23 protein-coding genes are annotated in these 23636 nt (G+C 42.8%); 6 read left to right on the forward strand and 17 right to left on the reverse strand.

Translation table 11 applies throughout. The annotated features are described in order from the left end of the window. Positions 1 to 289: 289 nt before the first annotated feature. The 5 genes from ACN6NB_RS13495 to ACN6NB_RS13515 all read right to left on the reverse strand — a co-directional run bounded on the left by ACN6NB_RS13495 (position 290) and on the right by ACN6NB_RS13515 (position 6009). On the reverse strand, positions 290 to 3022 hold the full coding sequence (locus ACN6NB_RS13495) for a DNA translocase FtsK (RefSeq protein ID WP_281733695.1): 2733 nt from the start codon (positions 3020 to 3022) through the stop codon (positions 290 to 292). A gap of 196 nt (positions 3023 to 3218) precedes the next feature. Continuing rightward, positions 3219 to 3824 (reverse strand): YtpR family tRNA-binding protein, encoded by a 606-nt coding sequence (gene ytpR, locus ACN6NB_RS13500; protein WP_024424858.1) that lies wholly within the window; start codon positions 3822 to 3824, stop codon positions 3219 to 3221. Positions 3825 to 3840: 16 nt separating this feature from the next. After that, a complete protein-coding gene (locus ACN6NB_RS13505; RefSeq protein ID WP_064497808.1) occupies positions 3841 to 4653 on the reverse strand; it encodes a DUF1444 domain-containing protein in 813 nt (270 codons plus the stop codon). A gap of 20 nt (positions 4654 to 4673) precedes the next feature. Then, on the reverse strand, positions 4674 to 4994 hold the full coding sequence (locus tag ACN6NB_RS13510; RefSeq protein ID WP_024424860.1) for a thioredoxin family protein: 321 nt from the start codon (positions 4992 to 4994) through the stop codon (positions 4674 to 4676). Next, positions 4981 to 6009 (reverse strand): PTS sugar transporter subunit IIC, encoded by a 1029-nt coding sequence (locus ACN6NB_RS13515; RefSeq protein ID WP_058838261.1) that lies wholly within the window; start codon positions 6007 to 6009, stop codon positions 4981 to 4983. Before ACN6NB_RS13515 ends, ACN6NB_RS13510 begins: the two co-directional genes overlap by 14 nt. Before the next feature lie 200 nt (positions 6010 to 6209). On the opposite strand from ACN6NB_RS13515, the gene ACN6NB_RS13520 reads away from it, so the two are divergent. After that, entirely contained in the window at positions 6210 to 6656 is a 447-nt protein-coding gene (locus tag ACN6NB_RS13520; protein ID WP_024426182.1) for a YtoQ family protein, read from the forward strand. A gap of 249 nt (positions 6657 to 6905) precedes the next feature. On the opposite strand, the gene ACN6NB_RS13525 is transcribed toward ACN6NB_RS13520, so the two are convergent. After that, positions 6906 to 7979 (reverse strand): M42 family metallopeptidase, encoded by a 1074-nt coding sequence (locus ACN6NB_RS13525; RefSeq protein ID WP_059375155.1) that lies wholly within the window; start codon positions 7977 to 7979, stop codon positions 6906 to 6908. Between the two features lie 199 nt (positions 7980 to 8178). Here ACN6NB_RS13525 and ACN6NB_RS13530 point away from each other — a divergent pair, with 199 nt between their 5' ends. Further along, on the forward strand, positions 8179 to 8493 hold the full coding sequence (locus ACN6NB_RS13530; protein ID WP_099663541.1) for a PepSY domain-containing protein: 315 nt from the start codon (positions 8179 to 8181) through the stop codon (positions 8491 to 8493). A 41-nt stretch (positions 8494 to 8534) separates the two neighbouring features. Here ACN6NB_RS13530 and ACN6NB_RS13535 read toward each other — a convergent pair whose 3' ends face one another. The 3 genes from ACN6NB_RS13535 to trmB all read right to left on the reverse strand — a co-directional run bounded on the left by ACN6NB_RS13535 (position 8535) and on the right by trmB (position 11912). After that, positions 8535 to 10232, reverse strand: a complete 1698-nt coding sequence (locus ACN6NB_RS13535; RefSeq protein ID WP_474253389.1) for an NAD-dependent malic enzyme — start codon at positions 10230 to 10232, stop codon at positions 8535 to 8537. Positions 10233 to 10306: 74 nt separating this feature from the next. Beyond that, positions 10307 to 11155: a YtnP family quorum-quenching lactonase gene (locus tag ACN6NB_RS13540; protein WP_058838257.1), complete on the reverse strand. Its 849-nt coding sequence runs from the start codon at positions 11153 to 11155 to the stop codon at positions 10307 to 10309. Positions 11156 to 11270: 115 nt separating this feature from the next. Beyond that, the gene (trmB, locus tag ACN6NB_RS13545; protein WP_039180713.1) at positions 11271 to 11912 is read right to left on the reverse strand and encodes a tRNA (guanosine(46)-N7)-methyltransferase TrmB; all 642 of its coding nucleotides are present in this window, start codon (positions 11910 to 11912) and stop codon (positions 11271 to 11273) included. A 188-nt stretch (positions 11913 to 12100) separates the two neighbouring features. Between trmB and ACN6NB_RS13550 the strand changes: the two genes are divergently transcribed. After that, positions 12101 to 12376, forward strand: a complete 276-nt coding sequence (locus ACN6NB_RS13550) for a YtzH-like family protein (protein ID WP_025092409.1) — start codon at positions 12101 to 12103, stop codon at positions 12374 to 12376. Here ACN6NB_RS13550 and ACN6NB_RS13555 read toward each other — a convergent pair. The 4 genes from ACN6NB_RS13555 to thpR all read right to left on the reverse strand — a co-directional run bounded on the left by ACN6NB_RS13555 (position 12373) and on the right by thpR (position 15949). Next, positions 12373 to 13173 (reverse strand): phosphotransferase family protein, encoded by an 801-nt coding sequence (locus ACN6NB_RS13555; protein ID WP_039183266.1) that lies wholly within the window; start codon positions 13171 to 13173, stop codon positions 12373 to 12375. The genes ACN6NB_RS13550 and ACN6NB_RS13555 overlap by 4 nt on opposite strands. A 285-nt stretch (positions 13174 to 13458) precedes the next feature. Then, positions 13459 to 14388 (reverse strand): YegS/Rv2252/BmrU family lipid kinase, encoded by a 930-nt coding sequence (locus ACN6NB_RS13560; RefSeq protein ID WP_059375148.1) that lies wholly within the window; start codon positions 14386 to 14388, stop codon positions 13459 to 13461. A gap of 48 nt (positions 14389 to 14436) precedes the next feature. Then, complete coding sequence (locus ACN6NB_RS13565; protein ID WP_144516136.1) at positions 14437 to 15372, reverse strand: hypothetical protein; 936 nt, start codon at positions 15370 to 15372, stop codon at positions 14437 to 14439. 25 nt (positions 15373 to 15397) lie between these two features. Beyond that, complete coding sequence (gene thpR / locus ACN6NB_RS13570; protein WP_058838254.1) at positions 15398 to 15949, reverse strand: RNA 2',3'-cyclic phosphodiesterase; 552 nt, start codon at positions 15947 to 15949, stop codon at positions 15398 to 15400. 94 nt (positions 15950 to 16043) lie between these two features. On the opposite strand from thpR, the gene cysK reads away from it, so the two are divergent. Further along, entirely contained in the window at positions 16044 to 16973 is a 930-nt protein-coding gene (gene cysK, locus ACN6NB_RS13575; protein ID WP_144516138.1) for a cysteine synthase A, read from the forward strand. A 56-nt stretch (positions 16974 to 17029) separates the two neighbouring features. Here the strand turns inward: cysK and ACN6NB_RS13580 are convergent, their stop codons facing one another. Together ACN6NB_RS13580 and pepV are read right to left on the reverse strand one after the other, a co-directional pair. Next, positions 17030 to 17647, reverse strand: coding sequence for a Type 1 glutamine amidotransferase-like domain-containing protein (locus ACN6NB_RS13580; protein ID WP_144516140.1), 618 nt, complete (start codon positions 17645 to 17647; stop codon positions 17030 to 17032). Positions 17648 to 17676: 29 nt separating this feature from the next. Continuing rightward, entirely contained in the window at positions 17677 to 19077 is a 1401-nt protein-coding gene (gene pepV, locus ACN6NB_RS13585) for a dipeptidase PepV (RefSeq protein ID WP_144516142.1), read from the reverse strand. Between the two features lie 95 nt (positions 19078 to 19172). Here pepV and ACN6NB_RS13590 point away from each other — a divergent pair, with 95 nt between their 5' ends. Both ACN6NB_RS13590 and ACN6NB_RS13595 read left to right on the forward strand, forming a co-directional pair. After that, positions 19173 to 20471 carry an NCS2 family permease gene (locus ACN6NB_RS13590; RefSeq protein ID WP_039180738.1) on the forward strand — a complete coding sequence of 433 codons (1299 nt, stop codon included), beginning with the start codon at positions 19173 to 19175 and terminating at the stop codon, positions 20469 to 20471. Between the two features lie 373 nt (positions 20472 to 20844). After that, positions 20845 to 21066: a DeoR family transcriptional regulator gene (locus ACN6NB_RS13595; RefSeq protein WP_008356419.1), complete on the forward strand. Its 222-nt coding sequence runs from the start codon at positions 20845 to 20847 to the stop codon at positions 21064 to 21066. Positions 21067 to 21135: 69 nt separating this feature from the next. Here ACN6NB_RS13595 and ACN6NB_RS13600 read toward each other — a convergent pair whose 3' ends face one another. After that, positions 21136 to 21852: a pseudouridine synthase gene (locus ACN6NB_RS13600; protein WP_047203498.1), complete on the reverse strand. Its 717-nt coding sequence runs from the start codon at positions 21850 to 21852 to the stop codon at positions 21136 to 21138. A 16-nt stretch (positions 21853 to 21868) separates the two neighbouring features. Then, positions 21869 to 23491 carry a putative polysaccharide biosynthesis protein gene (locus ACN6NB_RS13605; RefSeq protein ID WP_047203499.1) on the reverse strand — a complete coding sequence of 541 codons (1623 nt, stop codon included), beginning with the start codon at positions 23489 to 23491 and terminating at the stop codon, positions 21869 to 21871. Between the last annotated feature and the right edge of the window lie 145 nt (positions 23492 to 23636).

Genomic DNA, 23636 nt, shown 5'->3' on the forward strand with positions numbered 1-23636 from the left:
ACAAACGTCTATCTGACTTACAGTATATGACGCTCATTTCAATTTGCAACTTGTGATTTTTGCCTCTAGCTGATCACAGATCGCAGCTCCAAATAAAGATTTTTTCCGATCTTCCTATTCTAATCAATATTAACTATGATTAGTATCCGACAACTTTCCCATTTCTAACACCTGTTTCCGCTTATTTTACATAAAAAAGCGTTCTGGCAGACATGCGAAAAGCGTCCAATTACAAAATTGCACCTATGTGCTATCATACCATGTTTATAAAAAAAATGAAGTGGTTTGTTTAGATCAACTGTTCTAAGTCACTCAGCGTCATGAGCACTTCTCTTGGCTTACTGCCTTTTGCACCAGAAATCATGCCCTCACGCTCCATCATGTCAATCAGTCTAGCTGCACGATTGTAGCCAATTCTAAATCTTCGCTGCAAACTTGATGTACTAGCGCTATTCTGCTCGATGGCAAAACGACAGGCATCCATAAACAATTCATCTTCGTCTGTAATCGCAGAGCCTTGAAGCATTAGTTCCTCCTGTTCAAAGAGGAACACTGGCTTGCGCTGCTTTCTCACATGTGCCACCACTTGATCAATCTCACGGTCTGATACAAAGTTCCCTTGCAGCCTTGTCGGCTTGCCGGAGCCATTTTCTAAGAAGAGCATGTCTCCTTTTCCAAGAAGCTTTTCAGCACCGGCCATGTCAATGATCGTTCTTGAATCAACCTGACTTGAAACAGAAAACGCAATTCTTGTTGGGATATTGGCTTTAATGAGACCTGTGATGACATCAACAGAAGGTCTTTGTGTCGCAATCAATAAGTGAATGCCACATGCTCTTGCTTTTTGAGCAATTCGGCAGATGCTTTCTTCGACTTCATTTGGGGCGACCATCATTAAATCAGCCAGCTCATCGATCACCACGACGAGATAAGGCAGTTTTTCACCCATTTGTTTTTCTTTTACAAGCTCATTGAATCGTTTAATTTCTCTCACGCCAGAGTGTGCAAATAGTTCATAGCGTCTTTCCATTTCATCCACTACCCATTTCAGAGCAGCTGTTGCTGTCTTGGCATCGGTAATGACAGGACTCACAAGGTGCGGAATGTGGTTATACGGCGCTAATTCAACCATTTTAGGGTCAATTAAGAGCATTTTCACTTCATCTGGTGATGCTTTAAACATTAAGCTCACTAAAATCGTATTAATGCAGACACTTTTTCCTGAACCAGTTGCTCCAGCAATTAAGCCGTGCGGCATTTTTTGCAGATCAACCACGACAGGCTGGCCTGAGATATCTAATCCAAGTGCTGCTGTTAAAGGAGATGGATTATCTCTAAAAGCACTGCTTCTGATCATTTCTCTTAAGAACACCATTTTACTGTGCAGGTTTGGCACTTCGATCCCGATCGTGTTCTTCCCTGGAATCGGTGCTTCAATTCGAATATCCTTTGCGGACAAACTAAGTTTAATATCATCTGACAGGTTCGTGATTTTGTTCACTTTGACACCTGGTTCTGGATGTACTTCAAACCTTGTCACAGAAGGGCCCTGTGTGACATGAACAACACTTGCTCTTACATTGAAATTTTTAAGCGTCGCATTAAGCAGCTCTGCCCGCTCTTTCACCCATGTCCCGTCCTCTTCTTTTTGAGCTGGCGGTACGTCTAAAAGGGCGAGACTTGGAAAAACATACCCTTGTGTGTCGGCTGCTTTCTTTTGCCCTTGCACGCGCTGATCGCTTTTTAACATCATGACATTAAACGGAACCGTAGAGGTTTGACCGCTTGCGCGTGGTGGCTGCGGAGATGTCTGTTTTGGTTCTTCTTTCTTGACTTCGTGCGTTTGTTCTTGCTGCTCTGTCTGTTCTATGACCGTTTCTGCCGGTTCAGATGCAGTTTGTTCCTCTGTTACTTGTTCTACTGGCATCACTTGTTCTTCTTCAATTTCAGCTTCTTGAACCAGCTGATCTTCCTGCAGGTCATGTTGGACTGGCTCAGCTTCTTCATATGCTGCCGCGGGCGCTTCTTCTTGTTTGTCTTCTATTTGATCAGCTTCTACTTCTTCCACTGGTTCTGCTGACATATTTTCTGTTAACGCCGCTTCTTCTTCTGCTAGAATGTCTGCTTCCATTTCAATCGCTGGCTGCGAAGGTTCCGGTGTTTCGAAGGTCAACATGTCTATTTCCACAGTATGATCTTCAAACTGATTAACAGGCTCGTCTTTTATTTCTTCTTCATCGCTGGTGGCAGCCTGTTCCGGCTCGGACTGTACCACCTGATCCTGATAGACTTCGGCTTGCTGCTTATGTAAATCAGCTTCATGATAATCTTCTGGCTCGTTTTCTTCTAGCTGGAAAGGCTCGTCAGTTAAACGTTCCATCGTCGATTGAACATGATCTTGATAAGCGAGTTCCTCTTCCAATGTATGCGGGGTTACTTCTGGCTCCTTATCCGCTCTCTCTTTTGCTGATGCTGAAACCATTTCCTCGATACGTTTTTCTTTCTGAATAGATGGGATGTTCATTTGCTGCCTGACATTCCGTTCACGCTCTGCCTCTTCTGATAACAGTGTGACACGCTGCGCCGTTTCTTCTGCTGCTTTCCTTTGAACTGATCCTGCTTCTTCTTTTGCTTCTGCCTTTTTTGGACGCATATCCTGATGATAGCCATAGATCGGTGATGGAATTTGCTCTGGCTTGAATGGCTTTTTATTCATATCAGGCTGAAGCGTTTGTTTAGGCTGATAGGTTGTCTGTCTAGTCTTTGACTGTCTTGGTTTGGCGTGTTTTCTCTCCGGCTTCACTCCGTCACGCAGAGGTTCATCTGGAACGAGCGGAAACCGAAAGTTGCCTTTTGGATATTCATAATACACTTTCGTATCTTCGATTTTTTTATATTCTTTATGCTGTTCAAAAGCTGGCTGCTTTGGTGCAGCTAGATCTTCTTCAGGTCTTACAGCTTTTTCTTCTTTCTTTTCTTCTCCTAAAAATACACTAAAAAATTTATCTAACCAACTCATCATTTATCACTCACTTTAACTCCCCTTACGTTTTCTTGGGCGATTTTTAGTATACCATTGCTTTTTCATGCAGAAAAGCGAGAAAAGTGCCGGTTTATGCTGTTCATGCTGTCTGTAGATGAAAAAAAGTCACTAAGTACGTACTTAGTGACTTTTGGTATAACACATTCTTCGCTCCTATGTGCCCGTTTATGGGAGGTTATGCTTTAAAGGGTTCGCCAGCTTGATGGCTTCCATCTAAAACAAGAATCCCTTTTTCAGCAGGTGCGTCTGGAAGATCTAACTCTTTTGCTGAACAAATCATGCCGCTTGATGGAACCCCTCTTAGCTCAGCATCTTTGATGACCATACCGCTTGGCATCACTGCGCCGACTTTCGCCACCACGACATATTGGCCTTGGTCAACGTTTGGTGCACCGCACACGATTTGTAAGGTTTCATCGCCCACATCAACTTGGCAAATGTTTAATTTATCTGCATTCGGATGCTTTTCTTTTTCCTTTACATAGCCGACAACAAATTTTGGTGATAGATCCACAGTCAACGTTTCACTGACACCGTTGCGGTTTAAAATTTCATTGATATCTTGAACAATGGTTTCAGAAAGCGGGACAGATCCGTTTTCTTCAATTTTCATGTAAGTAGATGCATTGAAGATATTAAAGCCTGTTGTTTCTTTTGTTTCTTGATTGAAGATTCGTACAACATCTCCAAACGTCTCATGTCCTACTTCTTCTCTCGTCACATCTTTCAATGAAATAAGGAGTGTGTCGCCTACACCTTCTGCATTATAAAAAACATTCATTCTTCAAAATTCCCTTCTACTGCTGTTTTGGTCTGCTTTTTGCAAGTATAAAGATCGGTTCAAGCTTACCCTCATCATACAAAAATGACAATGCGGTAATCGGAACCGTACCGCTGGCGAAGAAGCTCATCGACATCTGTCCTAAAATATCATAGCCTGAATCATTGCGAACATCTGCAATGATGAATACATCTTGATGAGGAACAGAAATCGCCATTTGTCCTTCTATTTTTTGGGCGTATTCTTGTAATAACGACTCATTTAAAAGTCTGCTGGCGTCATATCCGTCATTTGCACGGAAGAAATAAAACAGGTTGCCTGCCACTTCATCCATTTTCACTACAGTTTCTAGTGAACGAACGTTGAAGCTTGCAGTTTCTCTGATTCGCTCTTTTGTCCAGTTTTCCTTTTGAAGCATCTTTTCATCAATTAATCGGTAGGTGCTTCCAAGGTCAAGTGCATAGTAGATTCTCGTTTCAGCTGTATGCTCATCAAATACGAGCGGAATTCCATCACTTGATGCCTCAGGAAAGGAAGTGGAACGAATGACCGGATAGATATGCTTTTCTTTTCCTGAAATGTGCTGCGCTTCGCCTTTCATGGCACTCAGCGCTTCTTTCACATAATAAACAATCTCATCAATTGTTTCATCAGGCTTTACTTCCCACTTTGCAATAATTGGCGGGAGCTCTAGTGTGATGCCTTTGCCTGTTTGTTTATCTTCAATACGAAGCGTATCTTTTTCCCGATCAAACTGGTGTGACCAGCTGTCGTTCGTCAGACGGCTTTTGAGTTCATTCGCAAGCTGTCTTGATGTCATTTTTGCCATCGTTTTAGACTCTCCTTTCGTTATTTAGAAAGAGAATCTGTTAAAAATGCTTCTATCTCTTCCTTTGTCTTACGATCTTTGCTAACAAAGCGGTTAATCTCTTGTCCGTTTTTAAAGACTAAAAAGCTTGGAATGCCGTAAATTTCCCACTCTGCACAAGTGTCAATGAACTTGTCTCTATCGACATAGAAGTACTCAAATTCTGGGTAGTTTGCTTCAAGCTCTGGCAAGAATGGCTCAATAAATGTGCAGTCCGGGCACCAGTCAGCTGAAAATAGCAATACCGTTAAGTCTTCTTGAATCACTTTTTGTAATTCTTCGTTAGATTCAATTTTTTTCATGTTTCATTCCTCCAGTTTGTATGGTTAAATCTCCGAATTGTATATAGCCTTTCTTTCTCATCCATTCTGATACTACCAAACTAATCACTGCCGGGCCAACGATATGCAAGAGAGCTATCGCCAGAAATACAGATGGATGAAACCCCATGACAGTGAGGGTCATGAGCTGTCCAACAAGCCCGCTCGTTCCCATTCCCGCTCCTGCCGCATTATTGACCATCCCAAAGCCAATAATACCAATTGGCGCGAGAATCAGACCAGCAATCGTCGGCGGAATCAGGATGAGGGGGTTTTTCACAATGTTCGAAAGCTGCAACTTTGACGTCCCAATGCCGACAGCCGCAAGCCCGCCAAAGCGATTTTCTCTAAAACCTGCAGCAGCAAAGCCAACCATTTGGGCACAGCAGCCAATCGTTGCAGCACCAGCAGCTGTTCCGCTTAAGTCAAGCATGAGCGCAAGTGCAGCACTTGAAATCGGAGAACTGAGAGCAAGTCCAACAATGGTCGCTACCAGCATGCCCATGATGAGCGGACTTTGGTCTGTCCCCCACATGATAAGTCTGCCAAGCCCTGTCATCATCGCCTGAATGCCAGGACCGATGAAAGCAGCAGTGAAAAAGCCAGTAATAATGGTGACAAGCGGCGTTAAAATAATATCAATTCTTGTCTCACCACTGACCAGTTTGCCGAGTTCCACCCCAATTAGAGCAGCCACGAAGCTTCCGGCTGGTCCCCCAAGCTCTGCTCCAGCGGCACCTGAGACAACACTTGCAAAAATGATTAATGGAGAAGCATTTAAGCGATAAGCAACTGCTACGCCAATTGCCGGTCCCATCAGACCCATAGCAAGCGTACCCATTTTCACAATGAGAGAAAGTGATAACAGACCTCCTGCTGTTTTTAAAATCAGACCTACCACTAATGTAGCAAATAGACCTAAAGCCATATAAGAAAGTGCATCAATGAAATACACCTTTGGCGAAAGGGAGATCCCCTTTCTTTTCAAATAAGTCATCAACGTCGTCTTCCTGCTTTCTCATAGGAAAGACGAAGAGGCCTGTCCTTCCCATTATATGTAGTATTCTTACGATGAAAAATTGTCTCTACCATGAATATCATAATCATATTTTTTTTGCTTTATCAAGCACTTCTTGTGTAACATGAAAAGAAACAGGACAAACCTTTACTAAGTTTGTACAAAAGGAGGAGTTCGTTATGCAATTAACTGTTTATTTAGCTGGAGAAATTCATAGCCAGTGGCGTGATGAAATCAAGGAAAAAAGCCAATCTTTGAAGCTGCCGGTGACATTTGTCGGTCCAATGGAAAATCATGACCGCTCAGATAACATCGGTGAGGATATTTTAGGTGAGCAGCCGAATGCCATTTTCAAAGATGATGCAGCTTCTGATTTGAACAATTTTCGTACTGAAATTTTATTAAACAAAGCAGATGTCGTCATTGCGCGCTTTGGTGAGAAATATAAACAGTGGAACACAGCCATGGATGCGTCTGCTGCAATTGCAAAAGGGAAACCTCTGATTTTAATCCGTCCAAAAGAACTGCACCATCCGTTAAAAGAACTCTCAAACAAAGCAAATATCACTGTGGAAACTGTAAACCAAGCGATCAAGGCGTTATCTTACGTGTTTGAACAGCAATAAGAAAAAAGGCTGCTCTCATTGAAAAAGCAGCCTCAGATTGTTGACAAAGGGCTAAAATGATCTTTATTTTAGCCCTTTGTCTTCTTTTCAGCGTGATAGAAAACCTTTGCAGCCCTAGGAAGGACGAGTACCGGAGCGGAGCGAATGTGACATTCGTGAGCACCGGCACGCAGGACTGACAAAGAATGCGAGGGTTTGTCTACACGCTGAAGCTGCTCTCATTGAAGAAGCAGCCTTTTTCTCTTCTATTTATACTTGTTGATAAATAGAATCCACTGTACTTTGATCACAATTTTTCACTAGGCGGACAATTAACTCTTTTGCCGCTGCGTAATCGTCCACATGTAACACAGAATGACTTGTATGAATGTAGCGTGCGCATACCCCAATGACAGCAGAAGGCACACCTTGGTTTGAAATATGAACACGTCCAGCGTCCGTACCACCCGGTGATACGAAATATTGATATGGAATGTTGTTTGTCTCAGCAGTATCGAGTACAAAGTCTCTCATTCCGCGGTGCGTAATCATTGTGCGGTCAAAAATACGCAGAAGTGTACCTTTTCCAAGCTGGCCGAACTGTGTTTTATCACCTGTCACATCGTTTGCAGGACTTGCATCTAAAGCGAAGAAAAGATCTGGCTGAATCATGTTTGCAGCTACCTCAGCTCCTCTAAGCCCTACTTCCTCTTGAACAGTTGCTCCTGAATACAACTGGCATGAAAGTGATTCATCTTTTAATTCTTTTAATAATTCAATTGCAAGGCCGCAGCCATAACGGTTATCCCAAGCCTTTGCCAAAATCTTTTTTGGATTCGCCATTGGGGTAAATACCGTTGCAGGAACGATTTGCTGCCCTGGGCGAACGCCAAGCTCTTTTGCCTCTTCTTCACTGTCTGCACCAATATCAATAAGCATATCTGACGGCTTCACAGGTTTGCTTTTTTGTTCTGGCGTCAGAAGATGAGGAGGTGTACTCGAGACGACACCAGGAATTGGCCCGTGATCGGTATGAACGTCCACACGCTGCGCCAGCATGACTTGACTCCACCAGCCGCCAAGTGTTTGAAAACGAATCATTCCGTTTTTCGTGATCGATGAGACCATGAATCCGACTTCATCCATATGACCAGCTACCATAATTTTCGGTGCGTTTTCCGGCCCTTTGCGTACGCCAAACACTCCGCCAAGACGGTCTTGAATGAGTTCATCAGAATATTTCTCAAGTTCCTTTTTCATAAAAGCACGCACATGGTGCTCATTTCCTGGTGTTCCCTGTAATTCTGTTAAATTTCGGAAAAGCGACAATGTTTCTTCGTTCATTCTACAGTTTACCTCGTTTCTATGTAATGACCATATATATTCCTATAAAAATAACACTCACTTTATACTATAAGAATTCTTTCGGTTTTCCAAGTATCTCTCTAGAAATTTTGAATATGCTTTCAATTATTCGGATTCCTTAACATCAATGGACAAGTTTTGTATAATGGAAAAAACAGCAATACGGAGGTGCAGCACGTTGAAGTTAAAACATTTTTTGATTGGTGCGAGTATTGGAGTAGCCGCTGCAATTGTTGCAAAGAAAGTATTTTTCCCTACGTATATCTCGTCTGAAAAAGCATTAAAAATTGTGAAATCTGCTTTTAAACAGCGCGGCCCGATTGATGGCTCTTGGATTTATACTGTACCAGAACCGTATACCGTAAATGGTGAAACGATTGATGTGTACAAATCTGGCATTACCCGCTCTGCCTTTGGCGAGCTTGAACAGTATGAAGTGATGATTGATGCCAAAACAGGCATGATCGTTGATGTAATTGATTCTGTTGCTTGATCAAGAAAGCTTCGCAAAGACATGTCCTTGCGAAGCTTTTTTTATATGGCTTTGATTTTTTTGTACACAGGATGCCACATCGCGTCCTGCACAGCCTGAATGAGGTCATCAGGCGTTTCTTCTGCTATTCCTTCATCAATTGCTGCCTGCGCTACACGGACGGCCACTGTTGCTGAAACGGTTCGAAGCTGATCGACACTTGGCAGCATCGCTGCACCCGGCTTCCCCACATTGACCATGCTTGCAATGGCTTCAGCACTCGCAACAAACATACTGTCTGTCATCAACCTGGCTTTTGACACAATCGTGCCTAGACCAAGACCTGGGAAGACAAGGGCATTATTCGCTTGTCCAATTTCATATGTGACGCCTCCATATTCAACAGGATCAAATGGGCTTCCCGTTGTCACAAGTGCGCGTCCTTCAGTCCATTCAATCAGATCTTGCGGCTTTGCTTCTGAAAGAGGTGTCGGATTCGACATCGGTAAAATCGCAGGGCGCTCCACGTGTGACGCCATTTCTTTTACAATTTCCTCTGTAAATGCTCCTCCGACCGTCGAGGTGCCAATTAAGATTGTAGGTTTCGCCTGTTTGACGACCTCTAATAGATCAATCGAATGCTTTGGACCATTACGGGCATAATCCTTTACTTCGTCAGAACGTCTTGCATACGGCTTTTGAAATGGCTGAATGTCAGGTGAATCATCTGTGAGCAGCCCCGTTTTATCAATACACCAGAAATGATCATAGGACTCCTCTTCTTTGACTCCGTCTCTGACGATCGCATCACGGATTTGCTCGGCTATGCCAATACCTGCCGTACCCGCTCCAAAAATGACGATACGGTGATCTTTCAGCGGGACCTTCGAAGCTTTTGTACATGCCATAACTGCAGCAAGTGAAACGGCGCCAGTTCCTTGAATGTCATCGTTAAATGTACAAATGCGGTCCTTATATTTTTCCAATATCGCACGGGCATTCTTTGTACCAAAATCTTCCCAGTGAAGAAGTGCATTTGGGAAAGTAGCACGGGCAAGCTCGACATATTGATCAATGAACTGATCATAGCGCTCTCCTCGAACGCGGGAGTGCTGATTTCCAACATAAAGCGGATCATTTAAGAGACTTTCCTGGTTCGTCCCGGCATCAAGCACTACCGCCAGCACGCGGCTAGGATCAATGCCTGCTGCAGCTGTATAAACAGCAAGTTTCCCGACTGAAATGGCAATCCCGCCAACGCCCCAGTCTCCGATGCCTAAAATACCTTCTGCATCAGTTGCAACGATTAAATCAATTGATTCATCGACACCATAAGAAGCAAAAATCTCTTCCATGCCTTCCAGATCATCAATCGATAAATAAAGCCCTCTCGGCTTCCGATACTCATGGCTATAACGCTGAATAGCCGTTCCTACAGTCGGCGTGTAGACAATCGGAAGCATTTCCGCCAAGTGCTCATTAAGTAATTTGTAAAAAAGCACTTCGTTTCTATCATGAAGTGATGTTAAATACACATTTTTCCCTAGCTCATCCGGCTGTGCCTTGAACTGCTCATATGCACGCTTTGCTTGATCCTCTAAAGTTAAAACCTTAGGCGGAAGAAATCCCTTTAACCCGAGCTCCTTCCGCTCTTCCTTTGTAAATGCAACCCCTTTGTTTAAATAAGGGACTGACATGACTTCCATCCCTCTTAATGGTGTTTCGATCACATCACCATGTACACGATAAAATTGGTTCACCTGCACTCTTCCTTTCACAAGTTCATTTTGTCGTTATTTTGTGTGAAAGGCGAAAAAAACATACAGATGATCTTTTATCTTCCTGTTTCTCTTTTGATTTCGTGTGTAATCTGCCCGTCTTCGTCCCATTTTACAGCACGATAAATGGCATCATGATAAAACAAATACCACGCATTTTTTTCTTCTGCAAAAGCCTGCCACTTTTGCTTGGCTGGAATCGACGTCATTGGGTAATCATCATATGCCAAAACCCAGAGTGGATTTTTATGAGCGTGTGTTGGCATGATATCAGCTAAATGAATCGCTGTTTCGCCCTCACTTGTGAGCGTTAAAATACTATGACCATTGCTGTGGCCGCCTGTATGGTGCAGCTCGATGCCTTCTGTCACTTCGATACTTTCTTCAAATGTGACCACTTGATCTGCAACAGGCTCCCAGTTTTCTTTCCAATATGTATTTCTTGAGCGAATGTTCGGCGCTCTCATTTCATCCCATTCGATTTTCGATGTGATGATTTTTGCCTGCTGAAAAACAGACACAAGCTTATCGCCTTCACGTTTTGTTAATCCGCTGGCATGATCAAAGTGCAGGTGTGTCATTAATACGTAATCTATATCTGATGGGCGCAGGCCAAGGGCCGCTAGAGATTCTTCCAATTTGGTTTCCTCTGTCACGCCGTAATTGCGTTTTTGTTTATCTGTCAGCTTCCCTGATCCGATGCCCGAATCCACTAACAGATGCAGTCCCTTCCACCGAATGAGAATTGGATCACATCGTAATTCAATTTGATTGCGTTCATTAACCGGGTATTTTTTTGACCATAAAGGCTTTGGCACGACACCGAACATCGCACCGCCGTCCATGTGCGTATCTCCCCCGTTTAACCAAAACAGTTCCATTTCACCTATTTTCATTGTCTCCATTGCTGTCATCCCTCCTTTTTCTATCGTAGCAAATACAGCCAAAAATCGCATGCACCAATCTTTTCATAAAAAAAGCTGACTGCAATTTTTTTTGCAGCCAGCTTGGTGTCACTTGTTATTCTGGGAATTTGACTTCTGATCGATAGATGGGTTGTCCCATAGATGAGAATTTCTCTTCATATTCAGTCATCACGTTTCCTTCTAAGCCGTCCTCATGTAAATCTAGGCTGACATACGTTAAAAGAAGGCCATAGGCAGAAAAACTTTTTAAGGAATATTCAAATAACCCGCGGTTATCTGTTTTGAAATGTAATTCACCGCCTGGACGAAGAATATGTTCATATCGCTCTAAAAAGGTTTTAAACGTCAATCTGCGCTTTTCGTGTCTTGCTTTTGGCCACGGATCAGAGAAATTCAAATACACCCGGTCAATCTCATTTTCCGCAAACACATCTGTCAGCGTCTCAGCATTGATGTTCAAAAGCTTTACATTTTCAACATCTGTCTCTTTGATTTTATCTACTGCCGTCACAATGACACTTTTAAATAATTCAATGCCAATATAGTTGATATCAGGATGAAGCTTGCCCATTCCAGCAATAAAGCTCCCTTTTCCTGTCCCAACTTCGATATGGATTGGATGATCATTTCCAAACAGCTCATGCCATTTCCCTTTATATTGCTCGGGATTTGCTAAAGCAATATGAGCATTCTCAGCTAAGTAATCATCAGCCCATGGTTTATGTCGCATTCTCAATTTGATACACCTCTATTTTCTTTACATTTTATCAAGATACCATGAAACATAAAGACCCGCAAGACAGCATATTCTATGTCCATATAAAAAGACCAGCCCTTCGCTTGAGCTGGTCTGCCGCATGTATAAATTGGGCGCTGATTGCACAGTTTAACCTCATAAATGACACGCAGGAAAGGAGCATTTGTATGGGTTTAAACCGTCAACATCAGCTTCAATTAATCAAAGATATTTTAACCGATCACCAGCTGGATTGCTGCGGGACTGTTGCAGAATATGAACAGGTGGGACGCGTAATTCAATTAATGCTGGCAAAAGAAGATCTGGATCCCGACATTCGTCAGCTGTTAACAGATATTTATGATTACAGCCAAAAGGGCACCTCTGTCAGTTCAATTGATGCACATATCGAGGAGCATCAATCACATCTGTCTGAGTGGGTCGAAAACATTCCACTGTCTTAATGGATGTTTAACCTTTTTAAAAGTGCATTTAGCTCCGCTTGCACTTCTTTTTGCGCCTTTTCATTCCCTTTTCGTTTATGCCAAACGACAAACGATACGGTTTCAGCGAGCACGTACCACGCCATGCGCTTTCGCAAATTATCCGTCAGCGGGGCGCCGTACATAGAGAGCCAGCTTTCCCAGTTCTCTTCCTCAACATAATGGTATAAAAGCGGTCCAAGATCAATCGCTGGGTCTGCAATCATCGCCCCATCCCAATCGATCAAATAGAGCTGGTTTTCATCTGTCAGCAGCCAATTATTATGATTGAGATCACAATGACAGACGACCTTGTCCTCAAAATGGACAGCCTCCACATGCTTCTCTAAATACTGAATGGCAAGCGTGATGTCTTGTGAAACAATTTGCTCGTTTAAAATGGACTGTTTTAAATGCATCAGAATGGATTCTGGATCTAGAGAGTGCTTCTCTAATCGTTTCAGCATATCGAGCAATTCTTTTGATGTATGAATTTTTCTTAGCTGCTCTGCTACAGGACGATCATTCATGTCCTTTGGCTTCAGCTCTCTACCGCTCAGCCAGTGCTGTGCAGTAATTACATCTCCATTTTCCATCCGTTTTGTCCAGACAAGCTTCGGCACAATGCCTTCAGCTGACAAAACCGCAAGAAACGGTGACGTATTGCGTTTTAAAAATAGCTTTTGGTCATTGTGTGTTGCGAAGTACGCATCTCCCGTAGCGCCTCCAGCCGGAGAGATGTGCCATTCGCTACCTAATATTTGTCCCAACCAGTTCATATCAATTTTCAACCCATCATTTCTTAAAATATTTTAAATCTTGCTTTTTTAGTCGACAAAATTCAGCCGATTGAGGATCAATTGGCTGTTTCTTTTTTTTATTTATATGATCATAAAAACAAAAAGGACAGCTATTGAGAATGAGATGCTAAACAATAGCCGTCCTATAGATTTTATCGTTACCTTCTTATACTCGTCAAGCAAAACTAAAAAATCAGGACAAGAACCTTACGAAAAAGAAGCCTTTTTTCATGGTTCTTTGACTGCGGACATACCGCAGGTTATTTAAGCACGTAATTTTAAGGATCGTTCACTTGCCTTCACAAAGACAGGCGTTGCACCGATCACTTCTCCATCTGCGTGAAATAAGATTTTTTCATCTGCTTCTAAGTACGCTTCCTCATGCTGAAACAGGGTAACCCCCTTCATCCCAAGGTGCTTTCGAAACACCATTGCACTTAGAAACAAGAGGACTTTGAATGGATTCAAATCTGTGACAACCATCGTTTGAAAACCTGGCTGCCTTGCACTCACTTCCGGTGCTGCTTCCAGCCCTCCCCCGTAATACGGGTGATTGCATACGATCACAAACCACACTTGTCGAAAGACTTTCTTCTCATTTTCAATAAATAACGCAAGATCAAATGGCTTAAACGACCATAGAGAATGGAGAAATGACAGCGGGTAGATGATAAAGCCAAGCCCCAGCCGTTTCAGCCACTTTTTTCCTCTAAAATGCACCGTTTTCCTCAGCACATGTGCATCAAAACCCACACCGATATGATTGAGAAAAAGAACAGATTGCGGACTTTCGGCATGATCTTGAAAGGAGCCGAGAGAAAATGTTTTGGTGAGCATTCTCTTTTGCTTTTTCACTTCTTTTAGGACATCATGACGATGGATACCGAGACCCTTCGCAGCATCATTCCAATGACCAGCAGGGACAAAACTAAGCTGCACATGATCGATTTCCTTTAAGCCATTCAGCACTTCATGAATCGTTCCGTCACCGCCAATAACAATCAATCGCTTCAGCCTGTCATCCTGCATGGCACTGATTTGTCTTGCCAAAACTTCTGCATGGCCTTCATGCTGGGTGAGAAACGATCGATAAGAGACCTCCACCTTTTGTAATTCTTTCTCTATGCTCCTCCATGTACGGAGTCCTTTTCCATGTCCTGCTTCTGGATTAACGATAAAGTACCATTCATTCATATATTAGCTCCACTCGGGTCTCATTTTTCGTGACCTTCCATCATGCCTTTAATCGAGCCATTCCTGCCTTCTTTTGCTGTCTGTTTCACCATAAGCAAGCAACGCCTTTGTCGCCTTAAATTGCTGATGTTTTGTCGGCGCCGTATTTTTCCGCTGCTTTTCAAACCACTCTTCTGCCTTCTTCTTATCGATAACCTCCATCCCATATGGAACTTCAGGTAAATCAATATAAGAGGTTCGGCTGATGAGAATTTTTTTCACAGGAAGGTCTACACCACTTTGCTGTAAGATCTTTGACACAACGGTGCCAGAACGCAGAAGGCTTGCACAAGGATTTAAGACGGACTGAACAGCTTTCCCAGTCGCCCGTTTTTCCCAAAAACGTTCCTTCGTTCCGATATAGACGCTGTCTGGCTCGGCCTCTAAGAAGGATAAACAGATTACTTCGAGCGGCGTTATGAGTATCGGACATAATTCCATCTCAGCTTTTTGAATGAGCAGCACCGGCTTGTACATCACAAAATAAGAATCTGGAAGCTGCCTCGCCAGCATTCGCAGCTTTTCATCATATCGAATATGATGGGAGACGGTTGAAATATGTGAAATCGTTGAGCTCGCCCATTTTAATTGCACTTCAAAGAGATGATCCTTAAAAAAGTGAATCAGCTTCGTTTCATCGGTAGGGACGTTTCTGAAAACCCCTTGCTCTATATCTGTCGGCTCGTTAAAAAGACTTAGGTCCCGTTCCTTTTTCATATCGGCTTCTTTTTGCTTTCTCTTTAAGGAGAATTTCTTTCTCTTTTCTTCCTCCTGTTCAGGCGCTTGTTGAGGAATTTGGTCAAATGGTTGCTGCGCCTCCTCTTTTGAAGCCTTTTTCAACTCGTCCCATCTTTGTATTTTCAACCGATTGAATTGATTGATGTAGTGATGCGGGTCTTGTTCATATCGTGATATATAATCTTGAATTTTGATAATTTGCGCCATCTGCTGCTCACTCCAACTTCTAGAATCATTTATGTAATGTAAATTGTTTGATTGCGTGATAACGAGGGGTTTCCTTCGGACGTATTTCAAATAAAGTGATACGCGAAACCTCCATCACATATGGCTCTTTGCGTAAAGGCGCTTGTTCTTCATAAAGGTCATCCGCATTCCATTTGCGTGCAATCGTCATATGCGGATGAAACGGTCTCTTTTCAACAGGGTGTCCTGCTGACAAGACAGCCTCCTTTACCTTTTCTCTTAAATGCATGAGCGGCTCACTTTCATGAGGCTTTGCAAAAAAGACTCTCGGGCGTTCCTTCGCACCAAACTGCCCTACCTCATTCAGCTCTAGTGGAAATGCAGATGCTTCATTTGAAAGGAGGTCAAGCAGCTGGATGATCTTTTTTAAACGCTCTTCTGGAATGGCGCCTAAAAAGACAAGGGTTACATGATAATCATGTGGTGCTGTCCATTTTTGAAAGAACAGTCCGCTCCTTTGATCAATGTCTTGTTTGATTTGATGCGCAAGTTGTTCAGGGATGTGAATCCCTATAAAATAATGACGGTTTTCTGACACAATATCACCTGTCCTTTTTTAACAAACTTTACGAATCCCCATTGATGATAGTATAACTAAAGAAATGCGGAATGAGAAGAAAGGGTGTCATCTGATGAAAGTTGCACAAAATATAGCTGAGCTGATTGGCGATACACCGCTTGTCAAATTACAGCGGCTCCAGCCAGAAAATGCGGCAGCTGTTTACTTAAAGCTGGAATCATTTAATCCTAGCGGAAGTGTCAAAGACCGCGCGGCTTACAATATGATCGTTGAGGCAGAAAAACAAGGGAAACTCACAAAAGGAGCAACCATTATTGAACCTACGAGCGGGAATACAGGGATTGGTTTAGCCATGAATGCTGCCGCAAGAGGCTACAAAGCTATCCTTGTCATGCCTGATACGATGACAAAGGAAAGAATCAATATTTTGAAGGCATACGGGGCGCAGGTCGTCTTAACCCCAGGAGAAGAAAAAATGCCAGGCTGCATCCGCAAGGCGGAAGAACTGGCTGCTCAAATTCCTCACAGCTTTATTCCGATGCAATTTGACAATAGAGCAAACCCAGATGCACATAGAGGAACAACAGCGGTCGAAATCATGGAAGCTGTGAAACAACTTGGACAGCCCCTTGGCGCCTTTGTCGCAACAGCTGGAACTGGCGGTACTATTACAGGAACTGGAGAGGAATTAAAAAAGGCATTCCCTCATTTAACCATCCGTGTAGCAGAACCTGAGGGATCTCCAGTCTTATCTGGCGGGGAACCTGGCAAACATAAGCTCGTTGGCACAAGCCCAGGATTTATCCCCCACATCTTAAACGAGGATGTCTATGATGAGATCGTGCAAGTAAGCGACGAAGATGCGTACCACATCACACGGGAGCTTGCTATGCTTGAAGGAATTTTAGTAGGCCCATCCTCTGGGGCGGCTTGCTATGCAGCCATTGAAACAGCGAAGCAATTGCCGGCAGATCAAATCGTGATCTGCATGACAGCAGATACGGGTGAACGATACTTATCAAGTGATGTTTTTCAAGATTAAAAAAGGAACAGGGCGATGAATCCCTGTTCCTTTTTCTTCTTTCACGGTTAAGATGCTTAGATAGATTTCACCTCAGCCTGCTCCCCTGTGACGAGTAAAGCCTGTTCATCAGTAAGCGGACATAAATCAAGTGTCTCCTGATACTTCTCTATGATTTGCTCCGCAGCCTCGCCTAAATAGGCATTGTGCATATGCGGTACTGGATAGCGGCTTATTTCATTGAAACCTTGAAATGATGAAAGCTCCGGCGCCTTCTCCTGCTCATCCATCATGGAGATATATTCAATGCTCGGCGCCATAATGATACTCCCCGCAGACTCTCCGATGTACAGCTTGCCTTTGTTGATTTCTTCTTTCAACACGTCATCGAGACGCTGCTTTCTTAACTCCTGCAATAAATAAAAAGTGTTGCCTCCTGAAACATAGATCACATCATTTTGTTTGATCATCTGTGTGATCTCTTCTACGGACTGTTCATCTATCTGCACAGTCTCAAGCTGCATCCCTAATTGCTGAAAGGCTTCCTTCGCTGCATCCACATAGTGCGTGACTTCTTCTACAGCACTTGCCGTTGGAAAGAAAGTCACGCGCTTTCCTTTTAATGATTCACCTGCAAAGTCAGACAAGAGAGAATAGCTGTCTTTGAATGAAGAACTTAAGAACATTTTTTTCACTATGAATCCCCTCTTCTCTTTTCCAATTTCTATTTTGCTAATTCATACATAGCTTGTGCATAAAGAGCTGCTGCTCTTAGTAAGTCATCAATTTCAATATATTCATCCTTTTGATGGGCGCAGTCTGGTCTGCCAGGAAATAGAGGTCCGAAGGCAACGCCAGCTTCTAAAGATCTCGCATACGTTCCTCCCCCAATGGCAATAAGGGTTGCAGGATCTCCCGTTTGCTCCTCATATACCCGCTGCAAGGTTTTCACAAGCGGATGATCTTTTGAGACGTGATGCGGAGGGCTGTCTTCGAATTTTAGAAGGGACGCCCCTTTGATGCTTTCAATTCCTTTTTTGACGTCCTTGCCGTCTGCAGTTACTGGATAGCGGACATTTAACCCTAGCTTTGCTTCCTCATTCTGTTTATAGCGGATTGTTCCAACATTCAATGTCAAATCTCCACTAATATCATCTTCGCAAGCAATCCCCAGCTTTTTCCCTCTTGTATCCTGATCAAATAAAGCGTTGATTTGGGAAGTAAAGGAAAGTCCCTGCTCATCAAATTCATGTCCGCATAAGAAATTCGCCATATGAATGCCCGCATTTGTCCCATGCGCCGGCTCCATGGCATGAACGGATACCCCTTTTAATGTAAAATGCAGTCCATCCGCTGTGCTTTTTACCTCACCAGATAATTGATGATCAGCAAGATAGGCTTCGAAGGCCGTTTTTAATGATTCAGCATCGTGTTCCTGTGCAGCAGTCACAGTAGCAGCTGCCTCATCTGGCACCATATTGAGCCTCATACCCGATGTAAATTGCTTAAGCGTATAGCGCTTTTGATTCGATGGTTGTTGATATGTAAATGACAGGATGGCATCAATAATCCCTTTTTCCGCATGAATAATCGGAAAATCGGCGTCTGGTGCAAATCCAATTTGCGGCATTTCCTCATGCTTGAAATAATGGTCCACACAGCGCCAATCGCTTTCTTCATCTGTTCCAATAATCATTCTGATTTTTTTCGACAGCTGCAGACCAGAATCTTTTAAGATCTTCAGCGCATAGAACGCTGCCATGGTTGGGCCTTTGTCATCAATAGCCCCGCGTGCAAAGATTTTATTTTCTCTGATGTCCGCTGAAAATGGCGGGGTTGTCCAGCCGTCGCCAGCAGGCACCACGTCCACATGGCACAGCACACCTACGATGTCTTCGCCTTCCCCGTATTCAATATGACCTGCATAGCCGTCGACATTCTTGACTGTGAAGCCTTCGTCTTCCCCTTTTTTCAGCATATACTTGAGGGCATCATCAACTTTTTCACCAAATGGCTTTCCTTCTTTGCCGCCTTCTTCATCAAGGACACTTTCAATTTGTAAGAAAGATTGTGTGTCCTTGATCAAGTCATCTTTTTTTCGTATTACTTCAGCTTCCCAATTCATTTTTTCCATTCCTCCTTGAAAAAAGGTTGCAATCCACCCTTAAAACGAATATTATATTAATTGTTTTGTAATAATGTTCGTAAATGGAGGATTTTATGTTTCAGTTAAAAGAAAATCAAACCAACATAAAGAAAGAAATCATCGCTGGTATGACGACATTCTTTACCATGGTCTATATTGTTGCCGTCAACCCAGGAATTCTTTCAAAAGCAGGTATTCCTTTTGACCAAGTCTTTACTGCAACAATCATCGCTGCTGTCGTCGGTACGCTCTGGATGGCACTATTTGCAAATTATCCGATTGCCATTGCACCAGGCATGGGGCTGAATGTTTATTTCACCTTTACCGTTGTCGGCGGTGGCGGCATCAGCTATCAAACAGCGTTTAGTGCGGTATTTGTTGCTGGTATACTCTTTATTATTTTATCGTTAACATCCCTTAGAAAACAACTCATTCAAGCCATTCCAGATAATTTAAAGTACGGTATTACAGCAGGAATCGGCCTTTTCATTGCGTTCATCGGCCTCCGTCAGTCTGGAATCATTGCTGCTGATCCAGAAAACCTTGTGAAGCTTGGCAATTTAAGCTCGCCTGTTGTCGTTTTAACGCTTGTCGGCTTAATGATTTCGGTTATATTAATGGTTCTGCAAATAAATGGAGCACTGTTTATCGGCATGTTAGCGACTACATTGATTGCGCTCGCAACAGGCCAGCTTCATTTCCCTAAAATGCTGATGGACGTGCCCGCACTGCCTGAAGGCATGCTGATTACCAATCCAATCGCTGCCTTTGGTGATGTGTTCTCTCATCATTTATATGCTGTCGTCTTCTCCTTCTTACTGGTGACGATTTTTGATACAACAGGCACTATGATCGGCGTTGCCGAACAAGCCGGATTAATGAAAAACGGCCAGCTGCCAAAAGTGCGCAGAGCCCTGCTCGCTGACTCTGCTGCAACGACGGTTGGTTCTATGTTTGGTACAAGCCCAACCACTGCTTATATTGAGTCATCATCAGGCGTTGCTGCTGGCGGAAGAACTGGGCTGACTTCTTTAACGGTCGCTGCACTGTTTATTGTGGCATTATTTTTTGGCCCGCTCGTTCAAGCGATTTCGTCTTTACCATCCATCACATCACCTGTTTTAATCATTGTTGGCTGCTTGATGATGAACTCGGTGTCACGCATTCGCTGGAACGAACTAGACGAGGCATTCCCTGCTTTTCTTGTCATTCTTTCGATGCCGCTGACTTCTAGTATCTCTACAGGAATTTCACTTGGATTTATTTCATATCCGCTTGTGAAATTGGCGAAAGGGAAATGGAGAGAAGTACATGTGCTTGTTCTCATCTTTGCGGTGTTATTTTTCATTCAGCTCTTTTTCTTAGAAGGATAACAGAAACAGAAAAGGCACATCCTTACATGGAATGTGCCTTTTTTGGCCTTCACTGAATTTTTTATTTTGTAAATTTTCTGAGTTTATTTTTCGAACGTTTGAACGTGGCAGCTTCTATCGTATCCCTTATCATTATTGGGTTGTAACCGGATTCAAATCATGATATATACCATATTTCATTTCATGAAGACAAGTTTAAAAACACGTAAAGTTGACTTTTTGGTGGAACTAGATGCATAATAACGTGTATAATAGAATAAAACATTAAGAAACACGAACATTTACCATTGTTGCATGTCCTTATTTCGCAGTTTTAGTGTAGTAAGTTGTGGTTAGTCAAGTCCATCCGATCTTATTGATAGGGAGTGGTTTTTTGAAACCTTCAACAAACCGTATGATGACTCGAATTAAATCAGTTTATATGTTCATTCAAGAGAAAGGTCTTGTGACGACACAAGAGCTGGTTGATGAATTCGGGATCACACCTAGAACCATTCAAAGAGACTTAAACGTGCTTGCCTATAACGATCTTGTTCATAGTCCAAGCAGAGGCAAATGGGAAACAACGAGAAAAAAAGTAAAAATATCATCTTAAGCGTATAATGAATTGTCCATATAACAAAAAGAACCGGCGATATGCCGGTTCTTTTCTTTTATTCTTACGTTATTCACGATTCATTAAGCTGTCTAATTCTTCATCCGTCAATTCACGGTACTCTCCAGGTGCTAGATCTTCATCTAATGAGACAGCCCCCATTGTGAGCCTTTTTAAAAAGATCACTTCATTTCCCACCGCTTGGGCCATCAGCTTCACTTGATGGTACTTCCCTTCAGTAATCGTCAATCGGATGCGTGTATCTTCCTCTTCATTCGCATCTACTTCGACCTTCGCCGGCTTCGTGTGATAATCATCTAAGATAACAACACCCTCTTCAAGACGCTTAATGTCTTGATCACCTAAAGGATATTTCAAATGAACTTCATACGTTTTTGGCACATGCTTTTTTGGAGAAAGTAATTGATGAGCAAGCTGTCCATCATTTGTGAGGAGAAGGAGACCGACCGTATCCTTATCCAGTCTCCCCACAGGAAATGGCTCCCTTGCGATATCCTCCGGCTCGAGTAAATCCACAACCGTTTCATCCCGCAGATCTTCAGTTGCTGAAATCACCCCGTCCGGTTTGTTCATCATTAAGTAAATGAATTCTTTATATTCTACACGCTCTCCGTGTACGAGCACTTCATCATTTGATGGATCAACATGATCTTTCACCTGCTTCGCCACTTCCCCATTCACTGTGACCGCCCGGGCCTTGACAAGCTTTTTCACATCTTTTCTTGAACCAAAGCCGCTGTTAGCAAGTAATTTATCAAGCCTCATGAATATCTACCTCTTCTTAACTCTTTTTTCTTAAAAATTTCGGCATACGGCTGCCAAGTACACGCTCTAGTAATCCCACCTTATAAGATAAGAACATATACACACCGCCGCCAGTGATCATGGAAATCAAAATGACGATACCCGCTTGTACTATTCCGCCTTCATAAGAAATCACTTGGCTCACAAGCTGACATGTCACATAAGCCACCACAGCCATGATCGCCGTTAAAATACCAATCAGAATAAAACGTTTGAAAATTCTGCGGAACGAATAGCCAGCATGGCGTTTAATCATGATAAACATATACAAGATAGATGCACTGTAGCCTAATGCCGTTGCCAGTACAGAACCATTTCCTTGCAGCCAGCTGATCAGCGGGATGTTCAGAACCGTTTTAATAATGATCCCTAACAAAAGACTAACGATAGCAAATTTTTGTTTGTTAATCCCTTGCAGAATCGCTGCATTAATGGTGAATAAAGAAAACAATAATGCAACAGGTGCATACCAGAACAAAATGGAGATCCCAATCTCAGGGTGAACTGATGGATAGAAAAACCAATAAACCGGTCCAGCCAATGCTGAGATACCAAATGATGCAGGCAGTACGAAAAATAAAATGATCTGCATCGTCTGGTCAATTTGTCTATTGAGCAGCTTATAATTACGTGCTGTAAATGATTCCGTAATCGTCGGAATCAAGGTTAAGCCAAACGCTGTTGCAAGAGACACAGGAATCATCACAAGCTTCGGTAAATATAACGTCACAATGGACAATACCGCTGTACTTATATCCTGATGCCCTGATGCAATCATGGCTCTGTTAATTGTGTTTGTATCAATATAAGAGTAAATTGGAATCGCAAGTCCAACAAATACATAAGGCGCCGCATAGCTAAACAGCTCTGTAAACATTTGCTTATAAGATAAATCAGAGTGAGCGCCTGTATTCGGCTGCATAGATAAGAGCCGGTCCTTCCGCTTCAGCCAATATAAATAAAGCGTAAATAAACCGCCAAATGCACCGATCAGTGCGGCAAATGTTGCATACCCGACAGCAATGACAAGCCCGCCGTCAAGCACCTTTAAAATAATAAACGTCGCCGTTAATAGGAAGATGATTCTGACAAGTTGTTCAATCACTTGGGAAACAGCTGTTGGTCCCATCATGGAGTGCCCTTGGAAGAAACCCCGTACAAGACTCATGATCGGCACAACCAAAAGGCCTAAGCTGACCATCCGAATCACATATACCACTTGATCGACAGTCAAACCGCCTGTTTCATTTGATCCGCCAAGCTGAATCTTGGCAAAAATCGGTGCGGACAAATATAAAATAGAAAAGGCGATAATCCCGGTGACAAGCATGACCGACATACCCGCCCTGAACATTTTTCTTGTTGTCTCATAATCGCCGATCGCATTATATTTGGAAACAAATTTTGATACCGCTGTTGGAAAACCAAGCGTAGCAATACTTAAAAAGATCGTATACTGATTGTATCCATATTGAAATAGCGCACCACCAGTTGCTCCAACCATTGCGCTAAATGGAATTAAATAAATCATACCAAGAATACGAGAGAGATACGTCCCTATCGTTAAAACCAACGTACCACGAAGCAATTTATTAGACATGCGCTTAACCACCATTTTTCTAATGAATATTCAACTTAACTATTTTACCACATCAATTCAACACACAGGTAACAAATCCAATACTGAAGTCACAAAACCAATCAATTCATATTTCAGCCTTCCCTAATCTTCGTTATAATAGAAA

Source organism: Bacillus sp. 11B20, assembly GCF_056098985.1.